General features: G+C 54.5%; 13 protein-coding genes and 2 rRNA genes. 13 read left to right on the forward strand and 2 right to left on the reverse strand.

All coding sequences use genetic code 11. The features are described 5' to 3' along the window. The 7 genes from B9Y55_RS07635 to B9Y55_RS07665 form a co-directional block, all read left to right on the forward strand. Positions 1–138: ribosomal RNA gene (locus tag B9Y55_RS07635) — 23S ribosomal RNA — on the forward strand; the annotation flags it as partial. 50 nt (positions 139–188) lie between these two features. Beyond that, a 5S ribosomal RNA gene (gene rrf, locus B9Y55_RS07640) occupies positions 189–303 on the forward strand. Between the two features lie 169 nt (positions 304–472). Then, the gene (locus tag B9Y55_RS07645; RefSeq protein WP_085544775.1) at positions 473–1837 is read left to right on the forward strand and encodes a YjiH family protein; all 1365 of its coding nucleotides are present in this window, start codon (positions 473–475) and stop codon (positions 1835–1837) included. Between the two features lie 118 nt (positions 1838–1955). Then, complete coding sequence (locus B9Y55_RS07650) at positions 1956–2957, forward strand: ABC transporter substrate-binding protein (RefSeq protein WP_085544776.1); 1002 nt, start codon at positions 1956–1958, stop codon at positions 2955–2957. Positions 2958–3271: 314 nt separating this feature from the next. Then, positions 3272–4954: an ABC transporter permease gene (locus B9Y55_RS07655; protein WP_234986176.1), complete on the forward strand. Its 1683-nt coding sequence runs from the start codon at positions 3272–3274 to the stop codon at positions 4952–4954. Positions 4955–4959: 5 nt separating this feature from the next. After that, positions 4960–6015 carry an ABC transporter ATP-binding protein gene (locus tag B9Y55_RS07660; protein ID WP_085544777.1) on the forward strand — a complete coding sequence of 352 codons (1056 nt, stop codon included), beginning with the start codon at positions 4960–4962 and terminating at the stop codon, positions 6013–6015. A 98-nt stretch (positions 6016–6113) separates the two neighbouring features. Further along, positions 6114–7250 carry a Fic family protein gene (locus B9Y55_RS07665; protein WP_085544778.1) on the forward strand — a complete coding sequence of 379 codons (1137 nt, stop codon included), beginning with the start codon at positions 6114–6116 and terminating at the stop codon, positions 7248–7250. Between the two features lie 270 nt (positions 7251–7520). On the opposite strand, the gene pepT is transcribed toward B9Y55_RS07665, so the two are convergent. Next, positions 7521–8738 carry a peptidase T gene (gene pepT / locus B9Y55_RS07670; protein WP_085544815.1) on the reverse strand — a complete coding sequence of 406 codons (1218 nt, stop codon included), beginning with the start codon at positions 8736–8738 and terminating at the stop codon, positions 7521–7523. 101 nt (positions 8739–8839) lie between these two features. Here pepT and B9Y55_RS07675 point away from each other — a divergent pair, with 101 nt between their 5' ends. Together B9Y55_RS07675 and B9Y55_RS07680 are read left to right on the forward strand one after the other, a co-directional pair. Continuing rightward, positions 8840–9031 (forward strand): hypothetical protein, encoded by a 192-nt coding sequence (locus tag B9Y55_RS07675; RefSeq protein WP_085544779.1) that lies wholly within the window; start codon positions 8840–8842, stop codon positions 9029–9031. A gap of 14 nt (positions 9032–9045) precedes the next feature. Beyond that, a complete protein-coding gene (locus tag B9Y55_RS07680; protein WP_085544780.1) occupies positions 9046–9288 on the forward strand; it encodes a hypothetical protein in 243 nt (80 codons plus the stop codon). Between the two features lie 42 nt (positions 9289–9330). Here B9Y55_RS07680 and B9Y55_RS07685 read toward each other — a convergent pair whose 3' ends face one another. After that, positions 9331–12123: an AfsR/SARP family transcriptional regulator gene (locus B9Y55_RS07685; protein ID WP_085544781.1), complete on the reverse strand. Its 2793-nt coding sequence runs from the start codon at positions 12121–12123 to the stop codon at positions 9331–9333. 203 nt (positions 12124–12326) lie between these two features. Here B9Y55_RS07685 and B9Y55_RS07690 point away from each other — a divergent pair, with 203 nt between their 5' ends. The 4 genes from B9Y55_RS07690 to B9Y55_RS07705 all read left to right on the forward strand — a co-directional run bounded on the left by B9Y55_RS07690 (position 12327) and on the right by B9Y55_RS07705 (position 18377). Then, the gene (locus tag B9Y55_RS07690; RefSeq protein ID WP_159448281.1) at positions 12327–14069 is read left to right on the forward strand and encodes a methyl-accepting chemotaxis protein; all 1743 of its coding nucleotides are present in this window, start codon (positions 12327–12329) and stop codon (positions 14067–14069) included. An 81-nt stretch (positions 14070–14150) separates the two neighbouring features. Beyond that, positions 14151–15401, forward strand: coding sequence for an HDOD domain-containing protein (locus B9Y55_RS07695; protein WP_085544783.1), 1251 nt, complete (start codon positions 14151–14153; stop codon positions 15399–15401). 17 nt (positions 15402–15418) lie between these two features. Then, a complete protein-coding gene (locus B9Y55_RS07700; RefSeq protein WP_159448282.1) occupies positions 15419–17524 on the forward strand; it encodes a GAF domain-containing hybrid sensor histidine kinase/response regulator in 2106 nt (701 codons plus the stop codon). Continuing rightward, positions 17496–18377, forward strand: a complete 882-nt coding sequence (locus B9Y55_RS07705) for a GGDEF domain-containing protein (RefSeq protein WP_085544785.1) — start codon at positions 17496–17498, stop codon at positions 18375–18377. Before B9Y55_RS07700 ends, B9Y55_RS07705 begins: the two co-directional genes overlap by 29 nt.

Here is an 18377-nt window from a genome sequence, read left to right on the forward strand (position 1 = left end):
GGAAGCCGCCTTCAAGATGAGATACCTCATTGCATAAGCAAGTAAGGCGTCCTGTAGACGACAGGGTACATAGGCCGGAGGTGGAAGCACGGCAACGTGTGGAGCTGACCGGTACTAATACGCCGAGGCCTTAACCTCTTTTGGTTTCTCTAGTTCCTATGTCTTGGTGTTTATATTTTGAGAAGGTCCTTGGTGACCTTTGCGGAGGGGGTACACCCGGATCCATGCCGAACCCGGAAGTTAAGCCCTCCAGCGCCGATGGTACTGCGATTCGCTTCGTGGGAGAGTAGGTCGTTGCCAAGGATCTTTTCTATTCAGTTTTAAAAAAGCTCTGTCTCTAACGAGACAGAGCTTTTTGTTGTAGATAACTTTTTAATGATGTTGACAAGTTGCCCTTCTATGGGTTATGTTAGTAACGGAAAAAATAAACTGTATTGGGGAAAGAGTTACTAATATCGCAGGAGGTGCAATTATGGAAAGAGGAAAAAATGAGAGTTTTTCCGCAAGTCGTTTAGCGAAGTTTATCGTCCCATCGTTGCTAGGGGTGTTCCTATTGATGACTCCTCTGGTTATAGACGGCAGACAGACGGTGCTAGTGTCCCTCATGTCCAAGGCCACCAACGCCTTTATCGATGGTATTGTCCCTATACCCATACTCGTCCTCGTGTTCATTACGATCAGTACCTTGCTGGCTTTGTTCTGCAAACTCTCCGCTCCATCTTTCATAATGGAAAACGACTACTGGAAAAAGATCTTCGATATCTCCTGGTTCTGGACCTCCGCCAGGATCCTGGGGCTCGTGATAGCGTTCATGGTCTATTTCAACCTAGGCCCCGAGATCCTGTGGTCCGATGATACCGGCGGTCTTATACTTCACGACCTCATCGGCGGTCTTTTCACCGTCTTCCTCATCGCGGGGTTTATACTGCCCCTTCTCACCGACTTCGGCCTCCTCGAGTTCATAGGGGTCTACCTCACTAAGATTATGAGGCCCGTCTTCAGGCTCCCCGGTCGTTCCGCCATCGACTGTATAGCCTCTTGGGTCGGAGACGGAACCATCGGAGTTGCCCTCACCAACCGCCAGTACACCGAAGGCTACTACACCGCTAAAGAGGCGGCCATAATAAGCACAACCTTCTCCGCCGTCTCGATCACCTTCTGTCTGGTTGTCCTCGAGAACATCGGCATGATGGACTACTTCGCCCACTACTATCTGGCGGTCACCGTCGCCGGTATCGCCGCTGCCCTCATCGTTCCCAGAATTCCTCCCCTCTCCAGAAAAAAGGACGACTACTATCGCGGAGAGAGAAAAGAGGCGGGAGAACTGATCCCCGACGGCCTTTCCAGAACCCAGTGGGGTCTCTCCATGGCGGTCAAAAAGGCGGATAACAGCGGTCACGTAGGACACCTGCTTATAAACGGCGGCAAGACCGTCCTGGACCTGTGGCTAGGGGTTCTGCCCATAATAATGGCCTTCGGAACTCTGGCCCTGGTACTGGCCGAATCCACCCCTATCTTCCAGTGGTTGGGAATGCCCTTTATGCCTCTGCTCAATCTTCTTGGGGTGCCTGAGGCCACAGCGGCGAGCCATACCCTGGTCGTAGGTTTTGCGGACATGGTGGTACCCTCCCTTATGGCTGATTCCATAACCTCCCCTATGACTAAGTTCATAGTCGGTGCGGTGTCGGTCACCCAGCTGATCTACATGTCCGAGACCGGAGCGGTCATACTGGGATCCGATATTCCCGTGGACCTGAAAGACCTGTTTATCATCTTTATCGAAAGGACCATCATAACCCTCCCCATAGTGTGTCTTTTCGCCAAGCTGTTCTTCTAACCTCCCCAAGCAGGAAAGGCCGCCCTAGGGCGGCCTTTCCTGCTTTTTGCTGTTTTATGGTATAGTCTTAGAGTCACCTTGTGACGTTCTGAAGCCCTTTACGAGGAGGAGTTTGTGCATGTTATCTAAGGTACGGTTTTTAGCTCTGCTGATTTTAGCCTGTATGTGTACCGGTGCTTTTGCGTCGGAAAGGTCGCTGGTGGTCTACTCCAGCGTGGACGAGGAAAACGCCTCCGCTATCCTCAAGGCTTTTACCGAGGACACAGGCGTAAAGGTCCATATGGTGTTTTTATCCTCCGGCCCAGCCATGAGCCGTATCGAGGCGGAGAAGGCCAACCCTCAGGCGGATCTGTGGTTCGGAGCCCCCAACGAGAACCATATAGTCGCCAAGACCAGAGGGCTCACCGAGCCCTACGTCTCCCCTGAGGCGGCGGACCTGGCGGATAACTTCAAAGACTCCGAGGGTTTCTGGCACGCTTTCTACATGAACCCCCTGGGATTTGGGATCCTATATAAGGATCTGGAAAAAGACGGAGTAGCCGAGCCACTTTCCTGGACGGACCTCGCTAAGGCCGAGTATAAGGGCCTTATTCAGATGCCGTCCCCTCAATCCTCCGGCACGTCCTACGCCCTCATACAGACCTTGATGGCCATCATGGGGGAGGACAAGGCTTTCTCCTATATGAAGGACCTCAACGTCAACGTCCAGACCTACACCCAGAGCGGCACAGGCCCCAGCCAGAATCTGGCCATAGGGGAGACCTTAGTGGCTATACAGTTCACCCCCGCCTTCCTCAAGCTTGTGGACCAGGGATTCCCCGCCAAGGTCGTCTTCCCTAAAGAGGGAGTTGGCTACGAGGCAGCCGCCATGTCCATCATAAAGGGCAGCAAGAACCTGGACGAGGCCAAGGCCCTGGTGGACTGGATGGTCTCCAGAAGAGGGCAGGAGGTCCTGAGCCAGGCCAAGACCTACTTCTTCCCGGTTCGGCCCGACGTCTCCGCAGGTGAGGGCGTTCCCTCTCTGTCGGAGATAAAACTGGTGGACTACGACAGGGAAAAGGCCGCAGCGGACAAAAAGCGGATCGTCGATCGCTGGGTCACAGAGGTACTGGGACAGTAGGATCGAAAAGGGAATCTCCGAAAAATCACACTTGAGTCCCTCGGAGAGACCGTCCCGCCTACGCCCTGGCCCAATCGTATACTCGACCTGCCTGTTTCGTACGAACCGCCTCGGAGGGCACGTCCTGTGCCCCCTCGGCTTGGGGCGACGTCCTGTCGCCCCATTCGTACTCAAAGGCGGCAGGTCGAGTATACGGGCTCTGGGCTACGTCGGAACGATCTCTCCGAGGAGCAAACTTTTTAGAGATGCCCTCAATACGAAGGGTCCGGGGGCTCCCGGGCCCTTTGTCATACATGGAATAAGGACGTGATTACTTGAGAAAAAGCCTTAGAGAGCTGAGACTGCTCTGTCGAGATCCACTGGTGGCTTTTTTGGTGCTCTCCGTGGCGGTGGCTCTGATTCTGTTCGTGGTCTACCCTCTGGGGATGGTTTTGGTGAAGAGCTTTCAAAACGTCGAGGGAGCACTCTCCGTCGAGAACTACAGCCGCTTTGCCCAGTTTAAGTACCTTAAGAGCGCACTGCTGAACAGCCTATCGGTAGGTGTCCTGACCGGAGTCATAGGGGTTTTGGTCGGATACACCGCCGCCCTGACCATGGTCAGGACCAACCTGCCGTATAAGAGGTTTTTACACCTGGTCTTCATACTGCCCATTATAGCCCCTCCCTTCACCAGCGCCCTCTCGGTGCTCATGCTCTTTGGCTCCAACGGTCTCATAACCAGAGGTCTTTTGGGCATCAGAAACTACTCGATTTACGGCTTCAAAGGGGTTCTCATATCCCAGGTCTTCACCTTCGCCCCTGTGGCCTACCTCACCCTCAGAGGGGTCCTGGAGTCGCTGAACCCCACCCTGGAGGACGCCGCCATGAACGTCGGGGCATCTCGGTGGCAGACCTTCTGGAAGGTGACCTTCCCCTTAAGCCTTCCGGGGATAGCCAGTGCCTTTTTGGTGGTCTTCATAGAGTCTCTGGCGGACTTCGGCAACCCTCTCGTGTTGGCCGGGAGCCGCTTCCCCATGCTGGCCACCCAGGCCTACCTTGAGATAACCGGATCTTTCAACCTGCCACTTGGTGCCGCTCTGGCGGTGGTGCTGCTAATTCCATCTGTGACCGCCTTTATCATACAGAGATACTTTATCCAGAGGCGACAGTACACCACCGTGACCGGCAAACCGGTGGACTCCACCTCCAAGCTAATAGGTCCAGGGGCTAAGGTGGTCCTCCACGGCTTTTTGGTCCTATTCGCCCTGTCGGTGGCGCTGTTCTACGGTGTTATAGCCGTAGGGGCCTTCACCAAGGTCTGGGGTTACGACTTTACCTTCACCGCCGCCCACCTGCTCTACGCCTTTAAGGTCGGAGGTCAGACCATAAAGGACACACTCATAGTGGCGGCCCTCGCCACACCTATCTCGGGGATAATGGGCATGCTCATAGCCTTCATGATAGTCCGGCTGTCCTTCCCTGGAAAGGGCCTTCTGGAGTTCGGCTCTATCCTTAACTTCGCCGTTCCCGGCACAGTGGTGGGAATCGGCTACATACTGGCCTTCAACCGCCCCCCTGTGGTTTTGGTCGGAACCTTGACCATACTGGTGCTGAACTTCGTGTTCCGGTATATCCCGGTAGGGATCCAGTCCGGCGTGGCGGTCCTCAGGCAGATAGACCCATCCATAGAGGAGGCGGCCCAGAACCTTGGGGCCGACGGGGTGACCACCTTTCGAAAGGTCACCTTGCCCCTGATAGCTCCGGCGTTCTTCTCCGGCCTGGTCTTTGCCTTCGTCAGGGCCATGACCGCCATCAGCGCCGCCATATTCCTGGTCTCCGCCAACTGGAACCTCCTGACGGTCCAGATACTCAACCAGGTGGGGTCGGGCAGGCTTGGGGTCGCCGCGGCGTTCAGCGTCATTCTGGTGTCCATAGTCCTGGTCGCCATAGGGATTATAGGAAAGCTCGTTCCGGGAAGGACCGGAGGAGCGTCAACCATTCAGGTTCGAGAGGGGTAGTTGAGATGGAGTTACGCATATCGGAGGTGTCCAAGGTCTTTCCGAGCCACGACGGAGGAGCGGTTGTTCGGGCGGTGGACTCGGTGAACCTGACCGTGGCCGACGGCGAGCTGGTCACTCTGCTAGGCCCCAGCGGCTGTGGAAAAACCACCTTGCTCAGGATGATAGCGGGATTTGAGGATCCATCGGAGGGGGACCTATACTTCGGAGACAGGCGGGTCAACAACGTGGCCCCGAACAGGAGAAACGCCACTTTGGTTTTTCAGTCCTACGCCATTTTCCCCCATCTGAACGTCTTCGAGAACATCGCCTTCGGCCTAAGGCTCAAGGGCCTAAAGGAGGGGGACATCCGGTCCAAGATGGAAAAGGTGGTCCATATGGTTGGCCTAGGTGGCATGGAGACCCGCCGTCCCTCCCAGCTGTCCGGAGGGCAGCAGCAGAGGGTAGCTCTCGCTAGGGCGGTGGTCATGGAGCCAGAGCTACTCCTCTTCGACGAGCCCCTGTCTAACCTGGACGCCAAGCTCAGAGAACAGATGAGGATAGATATCCGCCGTCTCCAGAAGGCCCTGGGCATAACATCGGTCTACGTCACCCACGACCAGGCGGAGGCCATGAGCATCTCCGACAGAGTCGTGGTCATGAAAGACGGCCGAATAGAGCAATCCGGCTCCCCTGTGGACCTCTACGCCAGGCCCAGAAACCGTTTCGTCGCAGACTTTATAGGCAAGGCAAATTTTCTCGATGGGACGGCCTCCGAGGGTGGGGTTATCCTGGGCGGGAAGTCCTACCCTATGGACATAGCTCCCTCGGAGGTCGGAGAGGCCCAGGTCGTCGCCCGTCCCGAGGCGTTGGTCCTGTCACGGGACGAGGGCCATTTTCCCTGCGAGGTAATGAGGACCACCTTCCTGGGAAATCTGGTCGAGTACGAGGTGGAATGCCCAAACCTGGGAACCCTGACGGTACACCAGGTCAACCCCATGGCAGGAGAGCTCTTTCGTCCCGGAGAGTCCATTCAGGTCTCCCTGCGCCCCGAGACCCTACATATACTGGAAAAAGAGTGATCTTTTAGGGTATCATATAAACTGGATGGATGTCCCTCAACACCTTGATATAGCTGAATATATGTGTTACATTTTTCGTGTCAAGGGAGGTGGCGTAAATGCGAAAGTATATGACCTGTAAGTCCGGTCCATTCTACTTCAGCGAACGATACAACGAGGAGATCCTGTCCCTTCCGTTGTTAGTCGCTACCATGCTTAACCAGACCGTCGCCGATCTCCCGATTCTGCCTCGGAAGGTGTCTCAGCTTGAGACCGAACTTATCCGACAATCCATCTTCGGGACCGCCGCTATCGAGGGCAACCCTCTCTCTCAGGAGGACGTAGTCGGCATAATCGAAAACGACCAAGTCGCCGATGTGATGCCTAAAAGCGAGATGGAAATTCGCAACCTAGTCAAAGCCTACGAGCTTCTGTCGAATATCAAGCCGACAGGGGGTCCCTTTATCCTGGAGGAGTCGCTGATAACAGAGCTGCATAGAATCGTCACCGCAGGAATACGCTACGATTTCAACGAGCCCGGAAGATACCGAAACGAGACGGTAGGCTATACGGAGGTCGGAGACAAGGCCCACGGCGGGGTTTACAGGCCTCCTCGAATATTGAAGGACATAAAGGATCTGATGGGGGAATACGTGGAGTGGGTCAACAGCGAGGAGCTTATCTCGAAGGGACCTTTCGTCCGGGCCATACTGGCCCATTATCATTTTGCGTTAATCCATCCCTTTTTCGACGGAAACGGCAGGACCGCCCGGCTGATAGAGGCGATACTGCTCCAGGCGGCGAACGTCCGTTACGTACCTAAAATGCTGTCCAACTATTACTATCGAAACATCGACGGCTATTACTCCGCCTTTTCCCAGACCATAAAGCTCAAAGGAAAGGACGTAACCCCTTTTTTGAGGTTCGCCGTGGAAGGAGTCACCGAGTCATTGCTCGATATCAAGGATAGGATAACGGACCTGATAAAAAAGCTGGTTTTCAGGGAGCACCTTGCCCAGCTAAAGGCCCAGAGGGAAATCACGGTCAGGCAGTTCGACCTACTGTCCCTTCTGCTCGACGATATACGTGTTTTCTCCCTAAACGACCTGATGGAGGAGAGGCCTTTCTCACTGCTTTATCGAAAGGTCACCAAACAGACCGCTCGACGGGACGTAAAAGGTCTTTTGGAGCTGGGCCTGATCGTTAAGGCAGGGGAGAGCCGGTATTCACTGAACCTGGATGGGCTAAAAGCTTGATCGTTTATGGGTGTCTCTAGAAACTCTGACCCTCGGAGAGATCGTTCCGACGGAGCCCATTTGAGCCCGTATACTCGACATGCCGTCGTGTAGTATGAATGGGGCGACAGGACGTCGCCCCAAGCCGAGGGGGCACAGGACGTGCCCTCCGAGGCGGTTCGTACGAAACAGGCAGGTCGAGTATACGATTGGGCGAAACAGGGCGTAGGCGGGACGGTCTCTCCGAGGGGACTCGAAGGTAAGTTTACGGGAAGCCCTGGGTTTTTTGATTTAGGGTTTTGCCGCCAGCTTCGCTATGGATATGATCGTCTCGGTGGCCTTCTCCATGGACTGGATCGGTATGAACTCGTACTTGCCGTGGAAGTTATGGCCTCCGGTGAAGATATTGGGGCAGGGCAGCCCCATGTAGGACAGCCTGGCTCCGTCGGTGCCGCCTCTTATAGGCTCTACCGACGGGGTTATATCCACCGCCTCCATGGCCCGTCTGGCCAGGTCCACTATATCCATTCTCTCCCGGATCTTCTCCTCCATGTTGTAGTACTGGTCCTTTATCTCAAGGGTGGCCCTGTTTCCGAACTCCCGGTTTATCTGGGCCACCGCTTTTCTCACGAAATCCTTTTTCTCCTCGAAGAGCTTTCTATCGTGGTCCCTAATGATGAACTTCATAACGCTCTCCTCCACCAGGCCCTTGAAGGTGTGGAGGTGGATAAATCCCTGGCAGCCCTCGGTCTTCTCAGGCACCTCCGTGGAAGGCATCAGCTCCGCCAGCCTCATGCCGATCTGGATGGAGTTGATCATCTGGTCCTTGGCGGTCCCGGGATGGACGCTTCTGCCCTGTATGTTCACCGTGGCGGATGCCGCGTTGAAGTTCTCGAACTCCATCTGACCTAAAACCCCTCCGTCCACGGTGTAGGCCCAATCGGCGTCGAAGGCCTTCACGTCGAACCTATCCGCTCCCCTGCCTATCTCCTCGTCGGGGGTGAACCCTATTCGTATGGTACAGCGGGGTATCTCTGGATGGTCCTTCAGGTAGGCAACCGCCGAAAGGATCTCGGCGATACCGGCCTTGTCGTCGGCCCCAAGGAGGGTCGTCCCGTCGGTGACGATGAGATTCTGACCGACGTAGTCCTTTAGACATGGAAAGTCCGATGGAGACAGGATCACTTTACCGCCTTTATCCAGATTTATATCCTCTCCGTCGTAATCCTCCACGATCCTCGGAGACACGTTCTCCCCGGACACGTCCGGCGCGGTGTCCATATGGGCTATAAAGCCTATCACCGGCCCGTCGGAGTTCCCGGGGAACGTGGCGGTGACGTAGCTGTTTTCGTCCACCGAGGGGTCTTTAAGCCCCATCTCCTCCATCTCCTTGACCAGCATCCTGGCGAGGTCCCACTGACAGTCGGTGCTGGGGCAGGTGTTTGACGATTCGTCCGATGTGGTGTGTACCTTTGCGTATCTGAGAAAGCGATCCACTACGTCGTACATAAAATCCCTTCCTTTCCTCAAAAAAAATCCACTCTATGATACACCCGAGCCTGCCGATAGTATAATAGAGGGTGCGATGATTTACGAAGGGGGGGCGGTTTATGGGAAAACTGATATCTCCTGACCCGGATATGTGGGGAAATCCGGTCCGTAGGGGAGCTGTAGAGGATAAGTTGAAGGATAGGCAGGATATAGCTCGTTACGATCGGAAAAGATATCTCCTCACCGTGGCGGTCGTCTCGATCCTTCTGTCGCCTTTTGTGGTCATAGCGCTTAAGATGTTGTCGAACTGAAAGGAGAGAGTAATATGTCTGTACGAGGATTTCAGATGATGATGCAGGTCCACATTCCGGTAACCGAGCACCACGTGATCTCCAGGGATATCGTCCGTAACTACGGAGATAGAGAAGAGATGGAGATGAACATGATAAACTACATAAACAACATAAGGGAAAACGATCAGATAGGTTTTGGAGACGATATTATTTTCCTCCCCTCCGGTATGGGCAAAAAAACGGTGGTTGAGTTCACCTACAAGGTGGTTGACTGATAGTTAATCGTCAAGAGGAGGGCCTTAAAGGCCCTCCTCTTGCTATTTAACCGTAGCAGCTATATAGGACTCTAATTGCTCTAAAAAGTCCATGGAACGGTCTTTCTTCACGAGCCAGGTGGCGGAAAAGTGGGCTCTCTTCAGGTGTCTAGCCGCTCCCTGGAGGTCTCCTTTGACGTGGTGATCGTAGGCACAGAGTGAATTGAATAGGACCCCTAGATCGCCGAATATAATCTCGTCTCTATATTCCTCGGCTTGGGCAAGGTGTTCCGATAGTCCCTCATGGTCGCCCTTTAGCCACATGAGCTGGGCGGTCATTATGTGTATGATCCACCTCCCCTGATGGACTTCGCTTCTCATAAGTGCCATCATGGCTTTTCTCAGGTGTATCTCCGCCGATGGCAGATCGTCGTTATCGAGAGCGATCTTTCCCAGAGAGCTTTCGACCATAGAGAAGAGAGAGCTGTATCTCTGGCCGAGGTTTTTAAGGTCCTCCAGGATCTCAAGGGATAGCGTGAGTTGCTGTCTGCCTTCCTCGATGAAGCCACTTCGAGCCATTGCGACGCCCCTCATCCTCAAGGCGATAGCTCGGTTTAGACGGTTCCCTTCGCTGGCTATCTCTATCTCCTTGCCGTAGCGGCTCAGAAGGTCGTCGTCTTCTGTCCTGATGGCCAGCAGGCAGAGACCGTGAAGGCATTCGATGGAAAGGGAACGGTCCCCTCTCCTCACGCTTTCCTCCAGGGCTCCGATGAGGTGTCTCTTTCCCCTATCCAGTTCTCCGGCCCAGAGTCGGTGAAAACCGGTAGTGGCCTCAAAGCGGTTTTGTAGCGATCGAATGTTCTCGCTACTTCCTACGGACCTCTGAAACAGCGCCTGAATCTGCAAAGTAAGCCTATCGATCTCTTTCGACCAGTTTCTACTGTCTCGCTCGACTTTTTTCAGGATTCCGTCCTCTATCGGCGGAAAGCCCTCGCACTTTGCCCTCACCAGCAGTCTGAGGTAGCGGCCATGGGCCTCTATCCGTTGTTCCAGCGATCCTCCCTCTTTGCTTCGGTCTATATCCCTCAGACACAGACTCGGCGGGTAAAATCCCAGAGGATCCCTCTCCAGCGATTTTGCGAGCATCCTCTGGGAGACGAAGTGCCTTTTCAGTTTAGGGGCGGATCTCCGAAAGAAAGCCTTTATCTGAGGGTGGACGACCGCTAGAGCTGCGTTGCCGTCCACCGATATCTCCGCTTTCAACAGGTCCATTTTCTCCAGCTTTATGAGCTCCGGTTCCAGATTCCCCTCTGTCATATGGCCTCTCAGGATATCCAGTGATACGGGCTCGTCTATGATCGACAGAGTCTCCATTATATCTATGTGGACCGGAGAGAGCCTGTTGGACATGGCCCTTATTGGGAACTCTAATCGGTTCCCTAGGTCTTCAAGGCCTCTTCCTTGGGCGTAGAGCTCTGAGAGAGCGGAAAGACACACAGGCAGTCCAAGGGTCTCTTCGTATATACGCTCCTCCTCGTCGGGCAACGGTATATCCTCGGTTATTCCCAGAACGTGACGACAGAACATCCCGCACTCCCTCGGTCCAAAGGGAAGTATTTTTATGGATCTGTATCTTATCTTTCCCTCCGCCGCCATGGCGCCGAGCCATCGATCGTTATCGCCGAAAGTCTCCGGGTGGTCGACCATGAGGACGGTCAGGTTCTCCGGTTCCGAAGACAGGACCATCTTCATAAGCTCTATCTCTTCTCTCCCTATAAACCTCACTTCGTCCAGAAAAAAGGTAATTCTCCCCTCCTGAGATCTTTTGCCTATAAAGTCGGCGATATCCCTTCCCTGTTCCCTGAAAGGAGCATCTGAGTTCAGAAACAGGCCATATCTCGTCGCCACCTGATACAGATCGTGCCATGGATTTCCCCTGTTCTGATGGGAGATACTGCACACGATGGATTTCCCAACCATATCGCTGTGATCCCTCAATATCCGGTTTAAAACAGCGGTCCTCCCGCTTCCCTCGGCCCCCCAGAGGGATATGCATAGAGGTCTCTCGTCCTGGTTTGCGATCAGGTTCAGGATCTGGGCCTTCTCTCCGTCCCTTCCCCATAGGCCTTTTGAGAAATCGTCTCTAGGCTGGACCGATACAGAGTCCAGTTTCTGGAATATCGATTTGTAGAGGTCGGTGGTCTCAGGGGAAGGATCTATTCCCATCTCGTTTCTAAGCCTAGTCGAGAGAGCTGCGTAGGTCTCAACTATTCGGGACAGATTTCCCTGTTTTCCCAGAGACTCCATCAGTTTTTTGGCGATCTCCTCGTCCCATGGGGCTATGGAGAGGGCGTTTGTCAGCAACATCACCGACCTGTCGTCCTCGCCGGAGAGAGTGGCCTTTTCCGCCTGGTGTCGGAGGTTTTTCACGTAAAGATCTCTGAAATAATCCCGTTTGCTCTGGAGCCAGTGGTTGAACTCTTCGGTTCCCTCCAGATAAAATCCCTCCAGATAGGGCAGTCCCAGCCTTTTGAGATCCCTTTCCCCTAGACTCTCCAGGTCGGAGAGAAAGTCCAGATCGCTCCTTACCTTTCCAGAGGCTATGGATATACGGCTGTTGTTGGAGAGTATGGTCGACTGAGGCATGATCGACCTCAGCTGATAGAGGGCGTTTCTAAGGTTCTTCGCTCCCGATCTCTCGTCTTTCTCCGGCCATAGATGTTGGGCCAGCCATGTCCTGGAGGCTCCCCCCTCGGTTATCAGTATATAGCTTAGAGCCTCCACTTTCTTGAAGGGAAAGGCGACAGGTTCCCCTCTGAGACTCAGTGACGGCGGTCCAAAAAGCCTAGCGTACATAGGGTATCACCTCAGATATAGGTTCTCGAGAACTATAATATCTCACAAATCATCTGACAATGTCAAACGGCGTCAAAAAATTCGTCCAAAAGTAAAAGGCGTCAATTTTACACCTTGGTTGTAAAGTTATAGCTAGAGTGGGATTGATAGGTTTATACGTTCATAATCGAAGGGAGTGAAGGTGAATGAGGTTTCTCAGTTATATGAGAAAAATTTCAATTCGAGCGAGGTTAGTTATCCTGGTTTTTCTGATGGTATCCTTTTCCGTCCTCACCTCGTTCGCCCTGATAGAGGCCCTTAACTCGGTGTCCACGATGGTAGGGGATCTCTACGGCAGAGGAAGCAAAGGGGCTGTTACCGCCTACGAGGCGGCGGACGGCATGAACCAGGTCGCGGTCAACCTCTATAGGGCCCTCAACGCGTCGGACCCTGAGGCCCGAAGGGGCTTCGGGGCTCGGGTCATGGCAGGTCACAAGGCGTTAGGAGACGCCTTGGAACGCCTTAGTACCCTGGATTTGAGCTCTAACGGAAAGGCTCTTCTGGAAAATTCGGTGGAGGTCTTTCGTGTATGGAGCCCTATGACCGACTCTCTGGTCTCTGTACTGGAGAGAGGTGGTTACCAACAGGAGTTTATGGCCATAGCGTCGTCGGGGGCACATCTCACCATGAAATTGGACGACTCCATCAAAAAACTTGTGGCGGCGGCCTCCGCCAGCATGGAACAGGTCTACGGAGATATCCTGATACGGAGGGACACCACCAAACGTAACGCCCTCTGGATCGTGATCGCGGTGACATCTCTGTCCGTCCTTCTCTCCGCTCTGGTGGTCCTCTCCATCTCCCGTCCTGTAGGGGCCATAGTCCGGGAGATCCGTTCGGTTGCCCAGTCCATGGATCTCACCCATAGAGGATCCAAAGAAGGAAAGGACGAGATAACCGCCATCTCCAACGCCATGGACTCCCTCTTCGACGCTTTCGAGGGGGCTATGATAAAGGTCAAGGATATGTCCTGTGAACTTTCAGGCCATGCCCAGACCTTCTCCGCTACCGCCGAGGAGGCTAACGCCACGGTGGAGGAGGTAATCGCTCAGGTGGACCGTACCGGCGACATGGTGGGCAACCTGGCCGCCAATACCGAGGAGATAAACGCCAGCGTGGGAGAGGTAGCCGCAGGATCTCAGTCCGCCGCAGGAAAGAGCTCCGACGTGGCGGAACAGGTGGAGGACGCTCGCCGCTCCGGTCAAGAAGGGCTTTTATCCGTCAAAAAGGCGGTCCGTGCTGTTATTAAGGTAGCCGACGAGTCGAGAAGCTCTATGGAGAGGGTCAGAGACCTAGGGGTACGGGCCCAGGAGATCCAGTCTTTCGTCAGCGACATAGGCTCTATCGCCGATCAGACCAACTTACTGGCCCTGAACGCCGCCATAGAGGCCGCCAGAGCAGGAGAGCACGGCAGAGGATTTGCGGTGGTCGCCGAGGAAGTGAGAAAACTGGCGGAACAGAGCAACGCCTCCGCGGGAAAGATCTCCGACCTGGCCAAAGAGATCTCCGGCGACCTCCAGGCGGTAATATCGCTGGTGGAGGGCAACGAAGGCCAGGCCACCCAGGCCAGAGCGGACGCCGAGGGAGCGGAGGAGCTTATAGAGACCATCCTTACATCCCTTGCCGCTATAGCCGCAGCCTCTCAGGACATGGCGGCGGTGGCCACCGAACAGGCGGCCTCCAGCGAGGAGATAACCACTGCCGTCCAGAACATGGCGAACAGGACGGGAGACGTAGCGGAGATATCGGGAGTTATAAGGAGTCAGATGAAGGACGTAGGCACGGTGGCCGAACAGGTCGCAGTGGGCTCCGAATCTCTGGCTGCCATGGCGGAAACCCTCCAGATGGAAGTGAATCGTTTTAACGTTTCCACCGGTAAGGGCCTAATGCCCAACTGTAACCGGTAGTTTAGATACGAAAAAAAGGGCGGGGGCTTACCCCGCCCTTTTTTTCGCTATAATCTAGCTGTGGAAAGGCAGGTGATTCTCATGCCCTTACTTGGGACCTCCGATCTCAAAGCTGGAATGGTACTGGCGGACCATTTAACGACTCCAGGGGGCAGGAAAATCCTCTCCAAAGGCTCCGTCCTGTCGGATAAAAATATATCTATGATGAAGGTCTGGGGGATAGCTTACGCCGACGTGGAGGGATCGGGAGAGGATAGCTCGTCGGATATCGGCGGCAATCAGGGAGAGGACATAAAGGGAGAGTGCGAATCGATGGTCAGAAGCTACTTCCCCCCCTCTTTGGACCTAGAACCTCACGGAGAGATGTTCAACCTCTGCTGCGAGAGGTGTAGTCGGCTGGTGGTCTCCGGCGACCGAGGTGCTATAGATGAGATCACCGGCCATAACTCTCCAGAGTCTATGCCCTCCAGGTTCGACCTCAAAGAAGACCGCCCCGTTTTGAGGCAGATCGTCGGTGAGGATGTCGCCCTATCCTCCCTGCCTGACGTTTATTTCAAGATCATGGACGTTATTAAGTCTCCCGTGAGCTCCGCTGCCTCTATCGCCAAAGTCGTTAGCACCGATCCTAACCTGAGCCTAAGGTTGCTCCGGCTGGTAAACAGCGCGTTTTACGGCTTTCCCGTGCCTATTCGCTCTATATCCCGAGCCATAGCCATAGTGGGCATAAGGGAATTGTCCTCCCTCGCTCTAGCGGCCTCTACGATGAGCGCCTTTTCACACATCCCATCGGAATACGTGGATATGAGGTCTTTCTGGAGGCACTCTATCGCCTGCGGAGTTATCTCCAGGGTGCTAGCCTCCCATAAAAAGATCCACAGAGATGAGACCTTTTTCTTGGCGGGACTGCTACACGACATAGGAAGGGCCCTGCTCTACATAAAGCTCCCCTCCTGGATGGGCCACGCCCTGGGGGTTTCCCGTTTCTTCCGACTTCCTCTCCTGGAGGTCGAGAAAAGGCTTCTGGGATTCGACCACGGCCAGGCGACCTTCAAGCTCCTCAGCCAGTGGAACATCCCCGAGCCTATACTTGGACTAGCGTCCTGGCATCACGAGCCGGAAAAACACGATAAGCCCGAGGAGGCCGCCCTTATATGGCTTGCGGACTGGATGGCCAACGGCATGAAAGTGGGCTCCAGCGGCACCTACTTCCTCCCCCCCGCTCAGGAGGAGATATGGCAGTTAGTGGGGCTGGAGCCGGAGACGTTGAGGTCGGTTTTTATACAGTCCGAAAGGCAGATGAGCGAAATCCTGAGGATATTTCTCATGTCCTGACGAAAGGAGAGGGACCTTTGGATAAAAGTGAAAGAAAGATAGCCCAGCTGGAGCTTAAAATTGCGGAGATGACCAGGGACAGAGAGAGGGCGAGAAGGGTTTTAGACGACGCCGTCGACGCCTTAAGCCTGACCGCTTCCCTCAGAGAATCGGAGGATATCTCCCCTATACTGGAACAGGCGGGCTCCAGGGTCAGGTCCTTACTGAACGTCAGAGAGATGGCGTTCTTTCTGCTCTCCGAGGACGGTCTGGATTTCTACTGTGCCTGGGAGGACCCTCCCGGGATATCCTTCGACCTGGACGGGGAGAAGGATCTTCTAGTCGACGACGGAACTATCGCCTGGGCTCTGAGCAGAAACCGGTCCATAATAGTGACCTCCTCCAAAGGAGATCCTCTTTTTGTCCACTCCCTAATGTCTCAGGACGAGCCTATCGGTGTCATGATGGCCCTTATGGAGGGAGATCCTGACAGGATAATGGACATATCTCTGGCTTTCATCACCGTGATACTAAGCTCAACGGCGGGGATAATAAAAAACAGCAGGCTCTACCGGGTAATCAACGACCTCAATCGTGAGCTTAGAGGTAAGGTAAACCGGCTTGAGGAATCGGAGAGGGAGCTCGCCAGGGCAAACCAGGCCAAAGACCGTTTTCTCGCCAACGTCAGCCACGAGATAAGGACCCCTCTAAACGCTATTTTAGGCACAGCGGTGATCTCCAAGGGAAAATCTCCTGAGGAGGTCGACAGGGCCTTAGAGGTCATAAGGAAAGAGGGCTCCGCTCTTTTACGGCTCATCAACGATCTTTTGGATCTGTCCAAGATAGACTCGGGCCATATGGACCTGGAGGAGGTCCCTTTCGACCTGTCGGAGATAGTGGCAGAGCTGGAGGAGATATACCGATCGGTGGTGAAGGCGAAGGCCATCGATCTTTCGGTCTCTATGGTGCCAGAAGGGCCTGTCTGGATAACCGGCGATCCGGTGAGGCTGAGGCAGGTCATGGTAAACCTTTTGGACAACGGCATAAAATTCACCCATAACGGATCGGTTTCCCTCGACGTGAGATGTTTTAAGGAGGGCAACACCTGGGACATAGATTTCGTCGTGTCCGACACCGGCATAGGGATCTCCCGAGAAGGCCAGAGCAGGCTTTTTAACTCCTTCTCCCAGGCGGATAGCTCGACGAGCAGAAAGTACGGAGGAACGGGCTTAGGCCTTGCCATTTCTCAGAGGATAGTCCAGAGTATGGGAGGGATCATAGAGATAGACAGCCATACCGGTGAGGGAACCACGTTCCAATTCGCCCTTTCCTTTGAAGGCTGCGATCCTCCTGTCGCCCTGCCTCAAACGGCTCCCCCTCCTCAGCTGCCTATGAGGATACTCCTGGTGGAGGACAACGAGACCAATCGAACGGTGGCGGAGGCCATGTTGGCAAAGCTTGGCCACGCCGTGAGATCGGTCCCTTCCGGTAGGGACGGCCTCAAGGCCCTGACGGAGGGACATTTCGACCTGGTCTTTATGGACATACACATGCCCGGAATGGATGGTTTGGAGACCACCGCCCTGATCAGGGAGAGGTCCAGCTCGGTTACCGACAGATCGGTTCCTGTGGTGGCCCTCACCGCTAACGTCATGAGAGGGGACAGGGAAAAATACATCTCCCAGGGAATGGATGGCTATCTCCCTAAGCCCATAATGCCCGATGAGCTTCGGCAGGTCCTCTCCGGCTTTTCTCCGAGAAAAAAGGCCGAAGGTGGCCGATCTTTCGTCTTGGATCTAAAGGAACTTTACCACCGTATGGGAGGGGATCAGCAGCTTGTGGACAGGGTTTTGGACACCTTTATAGCCGACCTGCCTGAGATAGAGGCCTCCTTGAGAGATGGTCTGGCGTCAAAGGACCTGAAAAGGATAAGGCTACAGGGCCATACCCTGAAAGGGGCGTCCGCTGGAGTAGGGGCTAACGGACTCAAAATAGTGGGTTACAGGCTCCAGAGGGCGGCGGAAAATGGGGATTGGGGTATGCTTGGCGTTCTCCTTGAGGACTTAAAGTTCGAACTCTCAGAGTTGAACTCTTATTTAGAGGAGGTGGGTATAGGTGAAGGTTCTCATAGCGGAGGACGATAGAACCACTCAGGTAATGCTCGAGTCGCTGCTTCGTAAATGGGGCTACGATACGGTGGTGGTCTCCGACGGCAACCACGCCTGGCGTATCCTGTCGGAAGAGGGAGCGCCGTCGCTGGCGGTGATAGATTGGCTCATGCCCGGCATGGAGGGCACCGACATATGCCGAAAGGTCAGAGAGAGAAACTTCAAGCAGGGGATATATCAATACATAATCCTTCTGACCGTTCAGGGCGACCAGGAGGACATAGTTAAAGGCCTTGAGGCAGGGGCGGACGACTACGTTATAAAGCCCTTCGACTCCCAGGAACTCCAGATGAGGCTGTCGGTAGGCAAGAGGATACTGGACCTTCAGGCCAAGCTGGCCTTCAGTGCGAGCCACGACCATCTAACCAGGCTGCTAAATCGCCACGCCCTTTTCGATCGGCTCTCCGGCGAAATAGCCCGGGCGGACAGGGAGGATGGGCCGTTGATGTTGGCTCTACTGGACCTGGATCACTTTAAGGTCGTCAACGACACCTACGGCCATATCGCCGGAGACGATGTCCTGAGAGCCATAGCCAAAGAGATTCCCCGGTATCTCAGGCCTTACGACGTAGTAGGCAGATACGGAGGAGAGGAGTTCGTGGTTATTCTCCCTGGAGTCTCTCTGGACGAGGCATTTATCATAATGGATAGGGTCAGAGAGGGCATATCGGCAAAAGCCATAAAGACGAAAGAAGGGACGATTAACGTCACCATCTCCGCCGGTATGGCCCAGTACGCCCCTCCTATGACCATGGACGATCTTATCTCCCAGGCCGATAGGGCTCTCTACAGGGCCAAAGACGGCGGGCGAAACCTGATCTGCTACTGA

The sequence above is a fragment of the Dethiosulfovibrio salsuginis genome (genome assembly GCF_900177735.1).
GTDB classification, from domain to species: domain Bacteria; phylum Synergistota; class Synergistia; order Synergistales; family Dethiosulfovibrionaceae; genus Dethiosulfovibrio; species Dethiosulfovibrio salsuginis.